The 15,036-nt window shown below is 63.4% G+C and carries 12 protein-coding genes and 1 riboswitch; of the genes, 5 read left to right on the forward strand and 7 right to left on the reverse strand.

The window, feature by feature from the left end; genetic code table 11:
- Nucleotides 1-133: 133 nt before the first annotated feature.
- The 6 genes from ABID44_RS03700 to ABID44_RS03725 form a co-directional block, all read right to left on the reverse strand.
- Nucleotides 134-3,028 carry a ribonucleoside-diphosphate reductase subunit alpha gene (locus ABID44_RS03700; RefSeq protein ID WP_354150331.1) on the reverse strand — a complete coding sequence of 965 codons (2,895 nt, stop codon included), beginning with the start codon at nt 3,026-3,028 and terminating at the stop codon, nt 134-136.
- A 103-nt stretch (nt 3,029-3,131) separates the two neighbouring features.
- Nucleotides 3,132-3,347: riboswitch (cobalamin riboswitch) on the reverse strand.
- A gap of 223 nt (nt 3,348-3,570) precedes the next feature.
- The gene (locus ABID44_RS03705) at nt 3,571-4,926 is read right to left on the reverse strand and encodes a glutamine synthetase family protein (protein WP_354150332.1); all 1,356 of its coding nucleotides are present in this window, start codon (nt 4,924-4,926) and stop codon (nt 3,571-3,573) included.
- Between the two features lie 345 nt (nt 4,927-5,271).
- Nucleotides 5,272-6,705 (reverse strand): ribosome biogenesis GTPase Der, encoded by a 1,434-nt coding sequence (gene der / locus ABID44_RS03710; protein WP_354150333.1) that lies wholly within the window; start codon nt 6,703-6,705, stop codon nt 5,272-5,274.
- Between the two features lie 3 nt (nt 6,706-6,708).
- The gene (locus tag ABID44_RS03715; RefSeq protein WP_354150334.1) at nt 6,709-7,374 is read right to left on the reverse strand and encodes a tetratricopeptide repeat protein; all 666 of its coding nucleotides are present in this window, start codon (nt 7,372-7,374) and stop codon (nt 6,709-6,711) included.
- A 148-nt stretch (nt 7,375-7,522) separates the two neighbouring features.
- Entirely contained in the window at nt 7,523-8,782 is a 1,260-nt protein-coding gene (gene sbmA / locus ABID44_RS03720; protein WP_354150335.1) for a peptide antibiotic transporter SbmA, read from the reverse strand.
- Between the two features lie 86 nt (nt 8,783-8,868).
- Nucleotides 8,869-10,044 (reverse strand): YbfB/YjiJ family MFS transporter, encoded by a 1,176-nt coding sequence (locus tag ABID44_RS03725; RefSeq protein ID WP_354150336.1) that lies wholly within the window; start codon nt 10,042-10,044, stop codon nt 8,869-8,871.
- 144 nt (nt 10,045-10,188) lie between these two features.
- On the opposite strand from ABID44_RS03725, the gene ABID44_RS03730 reads away from it, so the two are divergent.
- Together ABID44_RS03730 and ABID44_RS03735 are read left to right on the forward strand one after the other, a co-directional pair.
- On the forward strand, nt 10,189-11,463 hold the full coding sequence (locus tag ABID44_RS03730) for an aminopeptidase (RefSeq protein WP_354150337.1): 1,275 nt from the start codon (nt 10,189-10,191) through the stop codon (nt 11,461-11,463).
- 2 nt (nt 11,464-11,465) lie between these two features.
- Nucleotides 11,466-11,816 (forward strand): DUF488 domain-containing protein, encoded by a 351-nt coding sequence (locus ABID44_RS03735; RefSeq protein ID WP_354150338.1) that lies wholly within the window; start codon nt 11,466-11,468, stop codon nt 11,814-11,816.
- A 21-nt stretch (nt 11,817-11,837) separates the two neighbouring features.
- Here ABID44_RS03735 and ABID44_RS03740 read toward each other — a convergent pair whose 3' ends face one another.
- Nucleotides 11,838-12,188 carry an ArsC family reductase gene (locus ABID44_RS03740; protein WP_354150339.1) on the reverse strand — a complete coding sequence of 117 codons (351 nt, stop codon included), beginning with the start codon at nt 12,186-12,188 and terminating at the stop codon, nt 11,838-11,840.
- Nucleotides 12,189-12,350: 162 nt separating this feature from the next.
- Between ABID44_RS03740 and ABID44_RS03745 the strand changes: the two genes are divergently transcribed.
- The 3 genes from ABID44_RS03745 to ABID44_RS03755 all read left to right on the forward strand — a co-directional run bounded on the left by ABID44_RS03745 (nt 12,351) and on the right by ABID44_RS03755 (nt 14,999).
- Complete coding sequence (locus tag ABID44_RS03745) at nt 12,351-13,544, forward strand: cell wall hydrolase (RefSeq protein WP_354150340.1); 1,194 nt, start codon at nt 12,351-12,353, stop codon at nt 13,542-13,544.
- 232 nt (nt 13,545-13,776) lie between these two features.
- Entirely contained in the window at nt 13,777-14,178 is a 402-nt protein-coding gene (locus tag ABID44_RS03750) for an AtpZ/AtpI family protein (RefSeq protein WP_354150341.1), read from the forward strand.
- 59 nt (nt 14,179-14,237) lie between these two features.
- A complete protein-coding gene (locus ABID44_RS03755; RefSeq protein ID WP_354150342.1) occupies nt 14,238-14,999 on the forward strand; it encodes a F0F1 ATP synthase subunit A in 762 nt (253 codons plus the stop codon).
- Nucleotides 15,000-15,036 lie beyond the last annotated feature (37 nt).

Here is a 15,036-nt window from a genome sequence, read left to right on the forward strand (position 1 = left end):
CATCCCTGACGCTTCAGGCATCGGCCGGAGGCCGGTCGGGATCGCATGAATGGTGATGGCGCAGGATGGGGCGATGTCTCCCCATCCCGGCCTGTCAGCTTTGCCCTCCCCGGCGGGGAGGGCGGGTGCCTGCTTACTGGCAGGCTTCGCAGTCGGGGTCGTCGATGGCGCAGGCCTTGCCCCATGCCGCACTTGGGTCGACCATGATCGGCGTGGCAGCTTCCGCTGCCGACACGCTTGCCGGCGAAACGGCGTTGAGCTTGCCGTCGGTGCCCTTGAGCGTCGACTTCTCGACATGGGTGGCCGAGCGCGAGCGCAGGTAATAGGTCGTCTTCAGGCCCTTGCGCCATGCAAGCCGGTAAAGCTCGTCCAGCTTCTTGCCGCTCGGATTGGCGATGTAGAGGTTGAGCGACTGCGCCTGATCGATCCATTTCTGGCGGCGCGAGGCGGCGTCGATCAGCCAGGAGGAGTCGATTTCGAAGGCGGTGGCGTAGAGGGCCTTGAGATCGTCCGGGATGCGGTCGATCTGGCCGACGGAGCCGTCGAAATACTTCATGTCCGAAACCATCACCTCGTCCCACAGCCCGCGGGCTTTCAGGTCATGGACGAGCGCGGCGTTCACCACGGTGAAGTCGCCCGACATGTTCGATTTGACGAACAGGTTCTGATAGGCCGGCTCGATCGACTGCGCCACGCCGCAGATGTTGGAGATGGTCGCCGTCGGCGCGATCGCCATGGTGTTGGAATTGCGCATGCCGGTGGTCTTCACCCGCTTGCGCAGGCTGTCCCAGTCGAGCGTGAAGCCCTGGTCCATTTCAACGCCCGCGCGCGCCTCCTCCAGCAGGCGGATGGAATCGAGCGGCAAAATGCCCTTCGACCACAGCGAACCCTCGAAGCTCGGATAGCGGCCGCGCTCGGCGGCGAGTTCCACCGACGCTGAAATGGCGTGATAGCTGATCGCCTCCATCGAACGATCGGCGAACTCGATAGCCGCCTCGGAGGCATAAGGGATGCGCAGCGCCTGCAGCGCGTCCTGGAAGCCCATCAGGCCGAGGCCGACCGGGCGGTGGCGCAGGTTCGAGGCGCGCGCTTCGGGGATTGTGTAGAAGTTGATGTCGATGACGTTGTCGAGCATGCGCATCGCCGTGGCGACTGTTTGCGCCAGACGGTCGAGGTCGAGACCCTTTTGCGCCACGTGGTTGGCGAGGTTGACGGAGCCGAGATTGCACACGGCCACCTCGTCCTTCGATGTGTTGAGGGTGATTTCCGTACACAGGTTCGACGAATGCACCACGCCGACATGGCCTTGCGGCGAGCGGATGTTGCAGGGGTCCTTGAAGGTGATCCACGGATGCCCGGTCTCGAACAGCATGGTCAGCATCTTGCGCCACAGGTCGAGCGCCCGCACCTTGCGATACACCCTGACGCCGCCGGCCGCCGCCTTTTCCTCATAAGCTTCGTAGGCCTTGCGGAAGGCTGCGCCGTAAAGGTCGTGCAGGTCGACCACCTCGTCGGGCGAGAACAGCGTCCATTCGCCGTCGGCGGCGACGCGCTCCATGAAAAGGTCCGGCACCCAGTTGGCGGTGTTCATGTCGTGCGTGCGGCGGCGGTCGTCGCCGGTATTCTTGCGCAGATCGAGGAATTCCTCGATGTCGACGTGCCATGTTTCCAGATAGGCGCAGACCGCGCCCTTGCGCTTACCGCCCTGATTGACGGCGATGGCCGTATCGTTGGCCACCTTGAGGAAAGGCACGACGCCCTGGCTCTCGCCATTGGTGCCCTTGATGTGGGCGCCGAGGCCGCGCACCGGCGTCCAGTCGTTGCCGAGGCCGCCGGAATATTTGGCGAGCAGCGCGTTGTCCCGGACACCCTTGAAGATGGCTTCGAGATCGTCGCCGATGGTGGTGAGGAAGCAGGACGAGAGCTGTGGCCGCAGCGTGCCGGAATTGAACAGGGTCGGCGTCGAGCACATGAAGTCGAAGGACGACAACAGATTGTAGAACTCGATGGCGCGCGCCTCGCGGTCGATCTCGCGTATGGCGAGCCCCATGGCGACGCGCATGAAGAAGGCCTGCGGCAGCTCAAAGCGCTTGCCTTTGGTGTGCAGGAAATAGCGATCGTAGAGGGTTTGCAGGCCGAGATACTGGAAATTCAGGTCGCGCTCCGGTTTGAGCGCCGCGCCGATGCGCTTCAGGTCGTAGCGGCCGAGTTCGGGGTCGATCAGCTCGGCCTCGATGCCGGTCCTGATGAATTCGGGGAAATAGGTGGCGTAGCGCCCGGCCATGTCGGCCTGCGTGGCCTGCTCGGAGCGGCCGGTCACGAAGCTCAGCGCCTCGTGGCGCAGCCGGTCGAGCAGCAGGCGGGCGGAAACGAAGCTGTAATTCGGTTCGGTCTCGACCAGCGTGCGCGAGGCGAGGATCGGCGCCAGCGACAGTTCGTCCTCGGTGATGCCGTCATAGAGGTTGCGCAGCGCTTCGGTCAGGATCGTCTGCGGCGACACCGCCTCCAGTCCCTCGCAGGCTTCCTCGACGATGCGGCGGAAGCGGTCTTCGTCCAGCGCCGCCTTTTCGCCATTGGCGAGGGTGACGTGGAGCGAAGGCGCCGCCGTCTCGATTGTGGACGCCCTGGCGGCCGCCCGCTCGCGGGTGCGCTCCTCGCGATAAAGCACATAGGCGCGGGCGACCTTGTGGTGCTCCGAACGCATCAGCGCCAGCTCGACCTGATCCTGCACGTCCTCGATGTGGAAGGTGCGCCCCTCGCCAACGCGGCGCATGAGGTTAGACACGACCTGTTCCGTCAGATCCTTGACCACGTCATGCACGCGGCGCGAGCCGGCCGCCACCGAACCCTCCACGGCCAGAAACGCCTTGGTCAGCGCAACGGTGATCTTGGTCGGATCGAAGGGCGTGACCGATCCGTTGCGGCGGATGATGCGGTAGCCCGGCTCGGTCGGGGTGCGGACTTCGGTGTCGATGGATGGTGGAACCGCATCGGTCCCGTTTGTCTGGAGTGCAGTGGTCGCCGGCATCTTGTCCCCGTGGCGCTGTGGACGGGGACGTTGAAGGCGACGCATGCCGGAAAGCGCGGTTCAGGCCGCGCGGGCAGGCGCACCTCCGGGACACCCCGCCCGAGTTTCGTGCATCGTCAGGGCAGGTCTCCTGGCTCACGGATCATCGTCGCCGTCGGGCCTTCCCGGCGCTTCTGGCGCCAGTGACACGAAAGAGACAGCGACTCACCGTTTACAGTTGCGGGGGCAGCGCCGGAATTCCCCGGAAGGGCACCGGCTTCCCTCTTAGCCTTGCCGAACCATAAGGATTCAGAAAGGAACCATGGCAACTACATTTAGTATCAGGGTGCTTTTTTCTGTCAACAGCTAGCGTGGAAATTATAATGGCAGGGTGATTTTATCCACGCTATCCAAAGGCTGCCTGTGCATGAATGTTGGCGCGGGAATGATCGAGCGGCTTCGGTCGCCTCAGCCATGCTGAAGCATTTTGGCGCCGGGCGGAACACCCGGCGCAAGATAGACACAGGGAGTGCGGGCGGCGGCCGTTGCGCCGACGCGCGGGATCAGACCGCTTCCAGATAGGTCTCGAACTCGAAATTATTGACTCGCAGCGCAAAGGTTTCGAGTTCCTGCCTTTTGCACGCGACCAGCCAGCCTCGCAACGCGTCGGGGAATATCTCGGCGACGAGGTTGCCGCTTTCGAAACTGGCGATGGCCGAGGCCCAGTCAGGCGGCAACTTGGGCAGGTTGCGTTCATAAACGTCTGTCGTCGCCGGCTCGCCGGGATTCAGCTTCTTTTCGATGCCGATAAGCGCTGCCCCGAGAATCGCGGCCAGCACAAGATATGGATTGGCGTCGGCCCCGGCGACGCGATGTTCGATGCGGCGCGCCGAGGAAGGGCCGCCCGGAATGCGGATAGCCACCATGCGGTTTTCGTAGCCCCAGGCCACTGCGGTCGGCGCATGGGAATTCGGACGCAGGCGGCGGTACGAGTTGAAATGGGGCGCGAACACCAGCGTGCTCTCCGCCATCGCGGCGAGCAATCCGCCCACTGCATGCCGTAAAGTGTCGGAGCCTCGCACGGTCCCGTCGTCGAAGACGTTGGCGCCGTCCTTGTCCTGGAGACTGAAATGGACATGCAGCCCGCTGCCCGAACGTTTTCCATAGGGCTTCGCCATGAAGGAAGCGATGAAACCGTGCTGGCGGGCGATGCCCTTCACCGTGCGCTTGAACAGGATGGCGTCGTCCGCGGCGCGCAGCGCGTCATCGACATGGTTGAGGTTGATCTCGAACTGGCCGACGCCGTTTTCCGCGATCGCCGAATCGACCGGAATGTCCTGCGCCCGGCAGGCTTCATAGACATCGTGCATGAAACCTTCGAAATCGTCGATCTCGTCGATGGAAAGGGCGGCGTCGGAATCGAGCCGACGGCCGGTGACCGGCGAGACCGGTCCGCGCGGCCGCGCCGGCTTCGGATCGACCAGATAGAATTCCAGTTCGGTGGCGACCACCGGCGTGAGGTTTAGCGCCTTGTAGCGGTCGAGGATGCGGGCCAGCACCTGGCGCGGATCGCCAAGGAAAGGCGCGCCGCTTTCGTCGGACAGCCAGAGGGGAACGAGGGCGGTGGGGTGCGCGGTCCATTCCATCGGCAGGATGCCGCGCCCGGTCCAGTGGCAGATGCCGTCGGCGTCGCCGGTCGAGAACACCAGCTTGTTGCCGACGATGTCTTCGCCCCATATGTCGACACCGCATACCGAATAGGGCATGCGCAGCTTGCCTTGCAGGGCCTTGACCGCCTGATCGACGGGAATGCGCTTGCCCCGCATGATGCCATTCAGGTCGCAGACCGCGGCCCTCAGGCTCTGGATGTCGGGCCGGCCATTCAGCCAGTCCAGAACCTCCCTGATCGCTTCACTCAATTGATGCCTCCGGGTTGGTCGAACATAGGGGTGAGGACGCGGAAGGCTCGCAAGGAACCGCACGCGCGCAGGCCGCGCAAAGGCGCGGCAGGATTCACAATGTCAGGGGAGAAAAAGGGACGACGCCGCCTGTGCGCGCCGTATCGGGTCAGCGGTCGCCCGGACCGGAATGTCCTGTTCCCGGGAATTTTGAAACTTGCCCCCGTTGAAGCCGGCGAGAGGCTTCCCGAGAGCAAGCAAAAAAGTGCGTTCCCCCCAGCGCCATCCCCGCGGTTCGCATGGAGCGAACCATCTTGGCGTTGACAATATCCGGCGGATATCGACTTGCCAAGCCGGTTGGCGGGGTCAGCTCTTCTTGCGGGCCCGGTTCGCGAAAGGATTATCCGAGGTGCGCAATGCGACCCGGATCGGCACGCCGGGCATGTCGAAGGCCTCGCGCATATTGTTGACCAGATAGCGCACATAGGATTGCGGCATGGCGTCCGGCCGTGAGCAGGAAACGACGAAGCCGGGCGGGCGCGTCTTGGCCTGCGTCACATATTTGATCTTCAGCCGGCGGCCGGCGACGGCGGGCGGCGGATGATGGGCGAGGATGCCTTCCAGCCAGCGGTTCAGCCTGCCCGTGGAAACGCGGCTGTTCCACACCTTGTGGGTGCGCACCACCGCATCCATCAGCTTGTCGAGGCCACGCCCGGTCTCGGCGGAGACGGGCACCGCCTGAATGCCGCGCACCTGCGGCAGCAACCGTTCGGTCTTCTCCCGCAGTTCGGCCAGCGCCTGCTGCGGATTGTCGATCAGGTCCCACTTGTTGAAGGCGATGACCGGCGCGCGACCCTCGCGGACGATGAGGTCGGCGATCTGCAGGTCCTGCTTCTCGAAGGGGATGGTGGCGTCGAGCACGATGATGACGATCTCGGCAAAACGGATGGCGCGCAAGCCATCGGCCACCGAAAGCTTTTCCAGCTTCTCCTGGACCTTGGATTTGCGCCGCATGCCGGCGGTGTCGAACAGTTTCATCTGGCGACCGCGCCAGTCCCAGTCGACGGAAATCGAATCGCGGGTGATGCCGGCTTCCGGCCCGGTCAGCAGCCGTTCCTCGCCGATCAGCGCGTTGATGAGCGTGGACTTGCCGGCATTGGGACGCCCGACCACGGCGATGCGCAGCGGTTTGGTTTCGTCATAGGCGGGCGCTTCGGCTTCCGGGTCGGAAATGTCCTCGCCGATCAGCACTTCGCTGGCCGCCAGCGTCTCGTCGTCTTCGTCTTCAGCGCCGAGCACACGCTCCTCGCCCAGCGCCTCGACCACCGCGTCGCGCAGGTCCGGCATGCCGATGCCGTGCTCCGCCGAAACCGGCACCGGCTCGCCCAGACCCAGTTCCCACGCCTCCAGCAAGCCGCCCTGAGCGCCGCGCGCTTCCGACTTGTTGGCGACAAGAACGACAGGCTTGCCGGAGCGGCGCACGATGTCGGCGAAGGTGCGGTCGTCGGGCATCAGCCCGGCCTTGGCGTCCACCACGAAGAAAATGACGTCGGCCTCGTCGATGGCGATCTCCGTCTGCGCGCGCATGCGTCCCGGCAAGCTGGCGGCGGGCGCGTCCTCGAAACCGGCGGTGTCGATCACCTCGAAAGCGAGGTCATAGAGCTTCGCGGCGTGGACGCGGCGGTCACGCGTTACGCCGGGCGTATCGTCGACCAGCGCCAGTTTGCGCCCCACCAGCCGGTTGAAAAGCGTGGATTTGCCGACGTTAGGCCGGCCTATGATGGCGGCTTTGAAGCTCATGCGTCACGACGCGCCGCCCGAACCGCGGATCAGTTCGGACATGAGAGTGGCGCGCTGGCGAATGTTCTGCGGGGATTGCTGATCTTCCACGATCTGGTCGAACAGCTTCAGCGCGTCGGCGCCATTGCCTTCCTTCCAGGCGGCGAGCCCAAGCGCTTCGCGGGCGGAATGACGCAGCGCGCTGCCATCCACGGCCAGCGCCTCGACGCGGGCGGATACGTCGGCATAGGAGCCGCTGTCGACCAGAAGCAGCGCGGCGCGCAGCTTCGCCATGTCGCGCAGGCCCTGCGGAATGGCGTTGTCGGCGGCGACGGCGTCGAGTTCGGTCACCGCGGCGGCCACATCGCCGCTGTCGGCCTTGAAGGTCGCGGCGCGCAGGCGCGCCAGAACCGGATAGGCGCCGTAGCCGTCCTTCTGGAGAGCGGCGAGCGCCGCCAGCGCTTCCTCCTGCTTGCCTTCATTGGCGAGGGTGAGCGCCTGCGAGAAAGCGTCGCCGGAGCGGTTGGCGCGGCTTTCATCCCAATGGCGATAGCCGACAAAGGCGGCTGTCGCCAGGACGACGAGGACGGCGACGGCGATTATCAGCGGGCCGAAGCGGTTCCATATCGCCTTGGCCTGCTCTTTGCGCAGTTCTTCGTTTACTTCGCGGATAAAACTGTCGTCGGCCATTCACTCAACCGTTTCTGTGCCGCCATGGCGGTTCGTTCGCCTGCGTTTTAGCTGAAATTCGCCGGCATGGAAGGGGCGCAGCCGAAATTCACCATGGCTGCGTCGCCTTGCCATGGAGCATGGCGAGGCGATCTGTCGTGAAACATGCTCACACCTGTTCCTCCACGCCCCCTGCCTCGATGTATTCCTGATCGAGCTTCGGCAGTTCGTCGCCCGACAGAGTGGCTTCAAAAGCATGCAGTCGCTTGTAGACCGACAGCAGTTCCACGATGGTCGACCACGAGTTGACCAGAAACTGGAAGGAACTGGTCACTTGCGAGAATGCGTAGCTGATCTGGTTCATCAGGCCGAGCGTCAGCCTTTGTGCTGCGATCGACGGCACCATGACCAGCAGTGCGAACATGTTGTTGGCCTGCAGATAGGTATAGCGCACGACGTTGAAATAGACATAGTGAAAATAGAGCCTGAAATAGTTCCGGCGCACATTGTCGAACAGTTCGCTCAGCGTTGCGGGCTGGGCGCGGTCGGCATGGTCCTCGCCATAGACAAGTTCCTTGCGGTAGGCGGCCTCGACGCGCTGGTTGCGGAACTGGAGGCCCGGAAGCCTGATGCCGGCCACCGCCAGCGCCACGGTTCCGAAAAGCGACCAGCCGATTGCCGCCAGAAGCAATGGCTGCGCGACCTCGCCGATGATGGGCAGGGCGCTGATGTGCTGCGAGAGATTGATCAGCACGGGCGTGAAGGCGATCAGCGTCATGATCGAATCGACGAAGGCCACGCCGAGGTTCTCCATGATCTGGCTGAAGCGCATCGTGTCTTCCTGCACACGCTGCGATGCGCCTTCTATGTGACGCAGCTTCTCCCAGTGGCCGACATAGTAGTCATTCATGGCGGTTCGCCAGCGGAATATCCAGTGGCTGACGAAGAAGGCGTTCAGCACCGCCACGTTCATGCCCACGAGAGCCAGCCCCGCGAAGCTGCCGATCTCGCGGTAAAGCTGTTCCGGCGTGGCGGTCTCGCTCTTGGAAAGCACTGCCTGAATGAGATCGTAGAAGGGACCATACCAGGCATTGACCGCGACCGAGACCTGAACCTGGAAATAGACCACGAACAGGATGAGGGCGGAGCCCAGGATCGACCAGCGCAGCCAGGGATTGGGCGAATACCAGCGCCAGAAGCCATAGAAAAGCAGAACGCCGATGAGAAAATAAATATAGAACCACACAAAGGGCGGCGACCAGAATATCGATACGCCGATGAGCGGCGGCGCATCCGGCGCGGCCGGCTGCAGCCCGATCAGGGCTCCGAGTTGCGCTCCGCCGAGAAACCAGCCCGCTACAAGCACGGCGCTCCACAGCACCACCGAAATGAAGAACAGCTTCGGCTTGGGAAAGAAGGATACGAACAAGGGCGGTTCCTGACTGACGCGAAACGGCGCTATGGCCGGTTGGCGGCCATAAGGTCACATTTCATCTTGTGCGAGCAAGATCAAAATCATGGCGTTTTTGGCGCAGCCCACCAGGCAGTCGCGGCCGCCAGCACCAGCACGCCGGCGGCCAGCAGCGAAGCGGAGACGTAATTGCCCGACCCTTCCACGAGGACGCCGGCGACCAGAGGCCCGACAATCTGACCCACGCCGAATGATGCGGTCATGATGGCGAAGACGCGCCGTGTGGCCAGCGGCGCAAGCTGCCGGGCCGCCTGTATGCCGAGGGCGGTCTGGACCATGAAGGTGGCGCCGAGCAGTATGCCGCCGATGATCGGACCCGCACGCCCGGAAATCATGACGCTTGCGGCAACCCCGACAGCTTCGACAAGGCAGGACAGTGCATAGGCGGCATAGATGCTGCTGCGGTCGGCAAGTTTCTGCCACAGGAACAGGGATGGCACGGCGGCCACGCCCGTCCCCAGCCACACCAGCGCCTCGAACACCCGCGTCTCGCCGTTCTGACGCACGATGGCGACCAGGAAGGTGGCGGTTATCACATAGCCGAAGCCGAACAGGCCATAAGAGAAGATGATCTTCCAGAGCGCCGGATCGCGCGGCAGGCGCGGCTCCCGGCCCGAGTTGGCGCCGTTGACCGGTCCTTCATTGGCGAGAAGCGCGACGAGGCCCAGCCCCGCGAGGGAAAGGGCTCCCGACCAGTACCAGCCGGCAGTCCAGTCGGCATGCCTGCTCGCAAGACCCATCATCAGCAGGGACGAAACGGCGATGCCAAGGCCGGTGCCGCCGAAATGCAAAGCCTGCAACTCGTTGCGGCGGCCGGTCGCAAGATGGCTGAAGACGATGCTGGTCATGAACACCATTGTCATGGCGCTGGCCGCGCCCGCAAGGAAGCGGATGACGAGAAAGGGAAGGAGCCCCGAGAAAAGCCCCATCGCCGCCGCAAGTGCGGAACTGGCGGCAAGGCTGGCCAGCGCAACCTGCCGCTCGCGCCCGTGCGCCCAGCCGCCGGCTCCCATCAGCGCGCCGACAAGGTAGCCGAGATAATTGGCCGAGGCGATCAGACCCGCATCCGAAGCGGAAAGGCCCAGCCCTTCCATCATGCCGGGCAGAATCGGTGTGTAGACGAAACGGCCGATGCCCATGGCGACGGCGAGAGCGATCATGCCCGCAAAGGCAAAGCGTAGGGGAACGAAATTCGCAGGCGAAATGGAAGGCGTATTCATGCGCGCACAATATGTATGCGCGCCGCCGATACAATCCGGCTTTCGTTGGGCCAGAAGAGAAGGGGCGACGCATAAGGCTGGAAAGCGCTGCGCTACGGGTCTATCTAGAAGCTTTGGCACATTTATCCCCAGGGTTTTCCGGAAATGACAGCACACGCCCCTTCGATTTCACCCGCCGGCGATTTTTCCAGCGTCATCGATCCGGTGAGGCTCGACAGGCTGGCGGAGGTGGCGATCAAGGTCGGTCTCCAGCTTCACCCCGGCCAGGATCTGGTGCTGACCTCCTCCATCGCCGCTCTGCCGCTGACGCGCAGGATCGTGGAGCAGGCCTACAAGGCCGGCGCCGGTCTGGTGACGCCGATCTTTTCCGATGACGAGATCACGCTCGCCCGTTTCCGCTACGGTTCGGACGCCAGCTTCGACCGGGCGGCAGGCTGGATGCATGAGGGAATGGCCAGGGCCTATTCGCAGAACGCGGCGCGCCTCGCCGTGCGCGGCGACAATCCGTCCCTGCTGTCGGGGCAGGATCCGGCAAAGGTGGCTCGCGCCAACAAGGCCAATTCCACGGCCTACCAGCCGGCTCTGGAGAAGATCACCGGATTCGACATCAACTGGACCATTCTCGCTTATCCGGAGGTGGAATGGGCGCGTCAGGTGTTCCCGGGCGAAACCGACGAGGTGGCTGTCAGGAAGCTTGCCGACGCTATTTTCGCGGCCAGCCGCGTCGACAATGACGATCCGGTCGAGGCCTGGCGCCAGCACAATGCGGCGTTGGCGAGGCGTACCGAATGGCTGAACGGCCATCGTTTCCATTCGCTGCATTTCAGGGGCCCCGGCACCGATCTCAAACTCGGTCTGGCCGAGGGGCACGAATGGATGGGCGGCGCTTCCACCGCGAAGAACGGCGTCACCTGCAATCCGAATATCCCGACGGAGGAAGTGTTCACCACGCCGCACGCGCTGCGCGTTTCCGGTCATGTCTCCTCGACCAAGCCGCTGTCTTATCAGGGCACGTTGATCGACGAGATTTCGGTGCGCTTCGAAGAAGGTCGCATTGTGGAGGCCACGGCCTCCAGGGGCGCGGATGTGCTGGGCAAGGTGCTCGACACGGACGAAGGGGCGCGCCGGTTGGGCGAGGTCGCGCTGGTGCCGCATTCCTCCCCCATCTCGAAGAGCGGCATTCTCTTTTACAATACGCTGTTCGACGAGAACGCCTCGTGCCATATCGCGCTCGGCCAATGCTACTCGAAATGCTTCGTCGGTGGCGACAAGCTGACGCCCGGGGAAATCGCGGCGCGCGGCGGCAACAAGAGCCTCATTCATATCGACTGGATGATCGGCTCCGACAAGGTCGATATCGATGGCGTCCGCGAGGACGGCGGCGTTGTGCCGGTGATGCGCGCCGGCGAGTGGGCCTGACCGTGTCTGCGCTGGCCGTCAAGCGCATCTACGAGCCCGCCAGCGACGGCGATGGACAGCGCGTGCTGGTCGACCGGCTGTGGCCGCGCGGTGTGAAGAAAGAGGATGCGCGCCTCGACCTGTGGCTGAAGGACATCGCCCCCAGTGACGATCTGCGTCACTGGTTCGGCCATGATCCCGAGCGCTGGACTGAATTTCAGAAGCGGTACCGGACCGAACTGGAAGGCAAGGGGGACGCCCTTGCCGAACTGCGCGCTCTCCTGGCCAAAGGCAAGGTTACGCTTCTGTTCGCCGCCCATGACGAGGAGCACAACAACGCCGTGGCGCTGGCGGCCTATATTGAAAAGTCGTGACGGGGCCGCTACGCGCCCCTGTTACGCCGCCACCTCCTTCTCGTAGATATCCGGCTTGAAGCCGACCAGCACTGCGCCGCCCCTGTCCAGCACCGGGCGCTTGATCATGGTGGGGTGGGCGAGCAGCAAGACTTTCGCCTTTTCCTCATCGATGTCCCGCTTGTCGGCGTCGCTGAGGCCGCGAAAGGTGGCGCTTGCCTTGTTGAGCAGCACCTGCCAGCCCACCTTGGCGATCCACCCCTCAAGCGTCGCCTCATCCAGCCCGTCGGCCCTGTAGTCATGAAAGATATAAGGAATGTCCCGGCCTTCCAGCCAGGTCCGCGCCTTCCTGATCGTGTCGCAATTGGGAATGCCGTACATGGTGATCGTCAATGGACTATCCTTTCCGCGTAAAAACCGGTCCGGACTGAAGCCGATTCTCTCCCTCTTGTCAGGCCGGGAAGGCGGCATGAAATGTGCGCCCGTTAACCGCGCATCAAGGTTAATGCATCATTTTCGTCTCCAGTGGGTTTCGTAGCGTTCTGGAGAGTTTTCGTGCATCGACGTGTGTTGACGCGGCCGCTGGCCGCCGCCGGTGGCAGGCAGCGTTCTTTCCTTGCGCCGCTGGTCCTCGGGCTTGGCGTATGGGTCGGCTCTCCGACCGTCACAGCTTTTCAGGATATGACCAGCCTCGTTTCGGGGCTCGACGCCAATGCGCGATGGAACGCCTATATCGAAAAATCCGTCGTCGGCTCCACACAGGCCGCCGAAATGCCGTTTCAGGCCTCGACCGCTTCGGCTGCCTCCGCCGCGTCGTTGTCCGGTTCGGGCGTCGCGCTGCCGGGGGTGGGCAAGGTGGCTTTCCGCTCCAAGAACGGCATTATCGACGAAGCGCCGGATGAGGACCGCGTCGTGCGCCAGGGCAAGAGCGGCCGCCTGGTCAAGATCGCGCCCGTTACCCCGCCGAAGAATTTCACCGCCGGTTCGATTTTCCAGCGCACATCGTCGCTGCTGCGGCCCGCCCTCGACGGCGGCATGAAAATGGCCTTCGCCAAGCCGGAGATAAAAGGCAAGGAAGTGCAGATCGCATCCGCCTTCCACCTGCGCGAGGAGCCGAAGCCGGCCAAGGGCGTTTCCAGCATGCTGGCCAGCCTCGTCAACAATGACAAGCCTGATATTCTGGCCACCGCCTATGCGCCGGCCGAAGTCGACTATGCGAAATCCTCGCCGTTCAAGGCGCTGTTGAAGGAAGAGCAGCCCGGCGGTGGTCGTTTTATTCCGCCGGTGAGCAAGGGCGACCATGCCTGGATGCGCAATCCGCTGCCGGCCTCCGTATTTTCCAAAGGCGAGCAGAAGTGTCTCGCCAACGCCATCTATTTCGAGGCGCGCAGCGAATCCCTGCGCGGCCAGGCCGCCGTCGCACAGGTCGTTTTGAATCGTGTCCGCAATCCGGCCTATCCGGCGTCGATCTGCGGCGTGGTCTATCAGAACGACAACTGGTTGAACCGCTGCCAGTTCTCCTTCGCCTGCGACGGCCGCAAGAACCGCGTGACGGAGCCGCGCCATTACAAGGTCGCGGAGGAGATGGCCCTGGCGGTGACGGCCGGCAAGATCTTCCTTCCCGAGGTCGGCTCGGCGACCCATTACTACGCCAGCTATGTCAATCCGGGCTGGGCGCGCAGCATGAAGAAGATGACCAAGATCGGCCTGCACATCTTCTATCGCACCTATGGCGGCGGCTGGAGCTGAGACATGTCCTGCGATCCGGTGCGGAGCCGCGATGGGCGCGAGATTCTGCCTCCCGTTCCAGCGCCCGTTGCCGGGCACTATGTCGCACTTCGATAACTCATTGATTTTAAAAGCCGAATACTTTGCTTTTGAAAACCTCTGCGTGGCTTGACGGGCGGAAGGGCTGTAACTATGTTGCGCGCCAACTGGATGCAGACCGACGGCGGACTTGACGTTGGGCACGGAGGTTACGATGGCCGGCGAGAATGGGCCAGACGAAACCGGAGAGACCGGCCCCCGGAATGACCGCAAAGGCGACATCCGCGACGACGAACTTGAGCGCCGTCGGCGTGAGCTTGGGGCATCTCTGGCAACACGGCATCCGAAGGCGTTTGAGGGGGAAGACAACGCGCAAGCGGGCGGTTCGACTGGTTACGGCCAGGCGTTCAAGCTGTCCAGCGAGTTCATCGCCGGAGTGGTGGTGGGCATCGGGATTGGCTGGATGGTGGACCGCGTCGCGGGAACCTCTCCCTGGGGGCTCATAGTCTTCCTGCTTGTCGGTTTCGCGGCTGGTGTGCTCAACGTTCTGCGCTCCGCGGGCTTGATGGCCGGGTTTGGGCAAGGTAAGCCCTCAGCCGGCTCGAAGGATGAGTAGGCGCCTCTGGCGCGAAGGCAATTAAGGTAAGGCCGCAAGCGGCCGTATGAGGACTGAACGTGGCAGCTGCTGACAAGGTCGACCCGATCCACCAGTTCCATATCAACAAGATCGTTCCGATCGAGGTCGGGGGCTACGATCTTTCCTTCACCAATTCCTCGCTGTTCATGATCATGACGGTGGTCGTGGCCTCGGCGTTCCTCTATCTCGCCACTTCGGGCCGCCATCTGGTGCCGACGCGCTGGCAGTCGTCCGCCGAGCTGACCTATGAGTTCATCGCCAACATGCTGAAGGATTCGGCCGGCAGCCAGGGCATGCGCTTCTTCCCGTTCGTGTTCTCGCTGTTCATGTTCGTGCTGGTCGCGAATCTGCTCGGCCTGTTCCCCTATTTCTTCACCGTCACCAGCCATATCATCGTCACCTTCGCTCTGTCGGTGTTGGTTATCGGCGTGGTGCTGGTCTATGGCCTCGCCAAGCACGGCCTCGGCTTCTTCAAGCTGTTCGCGCCGAGCGGCGTGCCCGCCCTTCTGATTCCTCTGGTTGCGATGATCGAGGTCGTCTCCTTCCTTTCGCGCCCTGTCAGCCTCTCCGTGCGTCTTTTCGCCAACATGCTGGCCGGTCACATCACGTTGAAGGTGTTCGCCGGCTTCATCGTGTCGCTGAGCGCGCTGGGCGGGGTGGGTATTGCCGGTGCGATCCTTCCGCTGATCATGACGGTCGCGATCACCGGCCTCGAAGTGCTGGTCGCCTGCCTTCAGGCCTATGTGTTCGCCATCCTGACCTGCATGTATCTCAACGACGCCCTGCATCCGGGGCACTGACGAAATCGCTCGCAGACGGTCTGCGTCGACGAAACCT

The sequence above is a fragment of the Aquamicrobium ahrensii genome, assembly GCF_040545755.1.
In the GTDB taxonomy this organism is placed as follows: Bacteria; Pseudomonadota; Alphaproteobacteria; order Rhizobiales; family Rhizobiaceae; genus Mesorhizobium; species Mesorhizobium ahrensii.

Coding starts and splice junctions, on each gene's coding strand:
- ABID44_RS03725 (WP_354150336.1), bottom strand. CDS start 10,044: ATGAATACGCCTTCCATTTCGCCTGCGAATTTCGTTCCCCTACGCTTT.
- der (WP_354150333.1), bottom strand. CDS start 6,705: ATGAGCTTCAAAGCCGCCATCATAGGCCGGCCTAACGTCGGCAAATCC.
- ABID44_RS03730 (WP_354150337.1), top strand. CDS start 10,189: ATGACAGCACACGCCCCTTCGATTTCACCCGCCGGCGATTTTTCCAGC.
- ABID44_RS03750 (WP_354150341.1), top strand. CDS start 13,777: ATGGCCGGCGAGAATGGGCCAGACGAAACCGGAGAGACCGGCCCCCGG.
- ABID44_RS03715 (WP_354150334.1), bottom strand. CDS start 7,374: ATGGCCGACGACAGTTTTATCCGCGAAGTAAACGAAGAACTGCGCAAA.
- ABID44_RS03700 (WP_354150331.1), bottom strand. CDS start 3,028: ATGCCGGCGACCACTGCACTCCAGACAAACGGGACCGATGCGGTTCCA.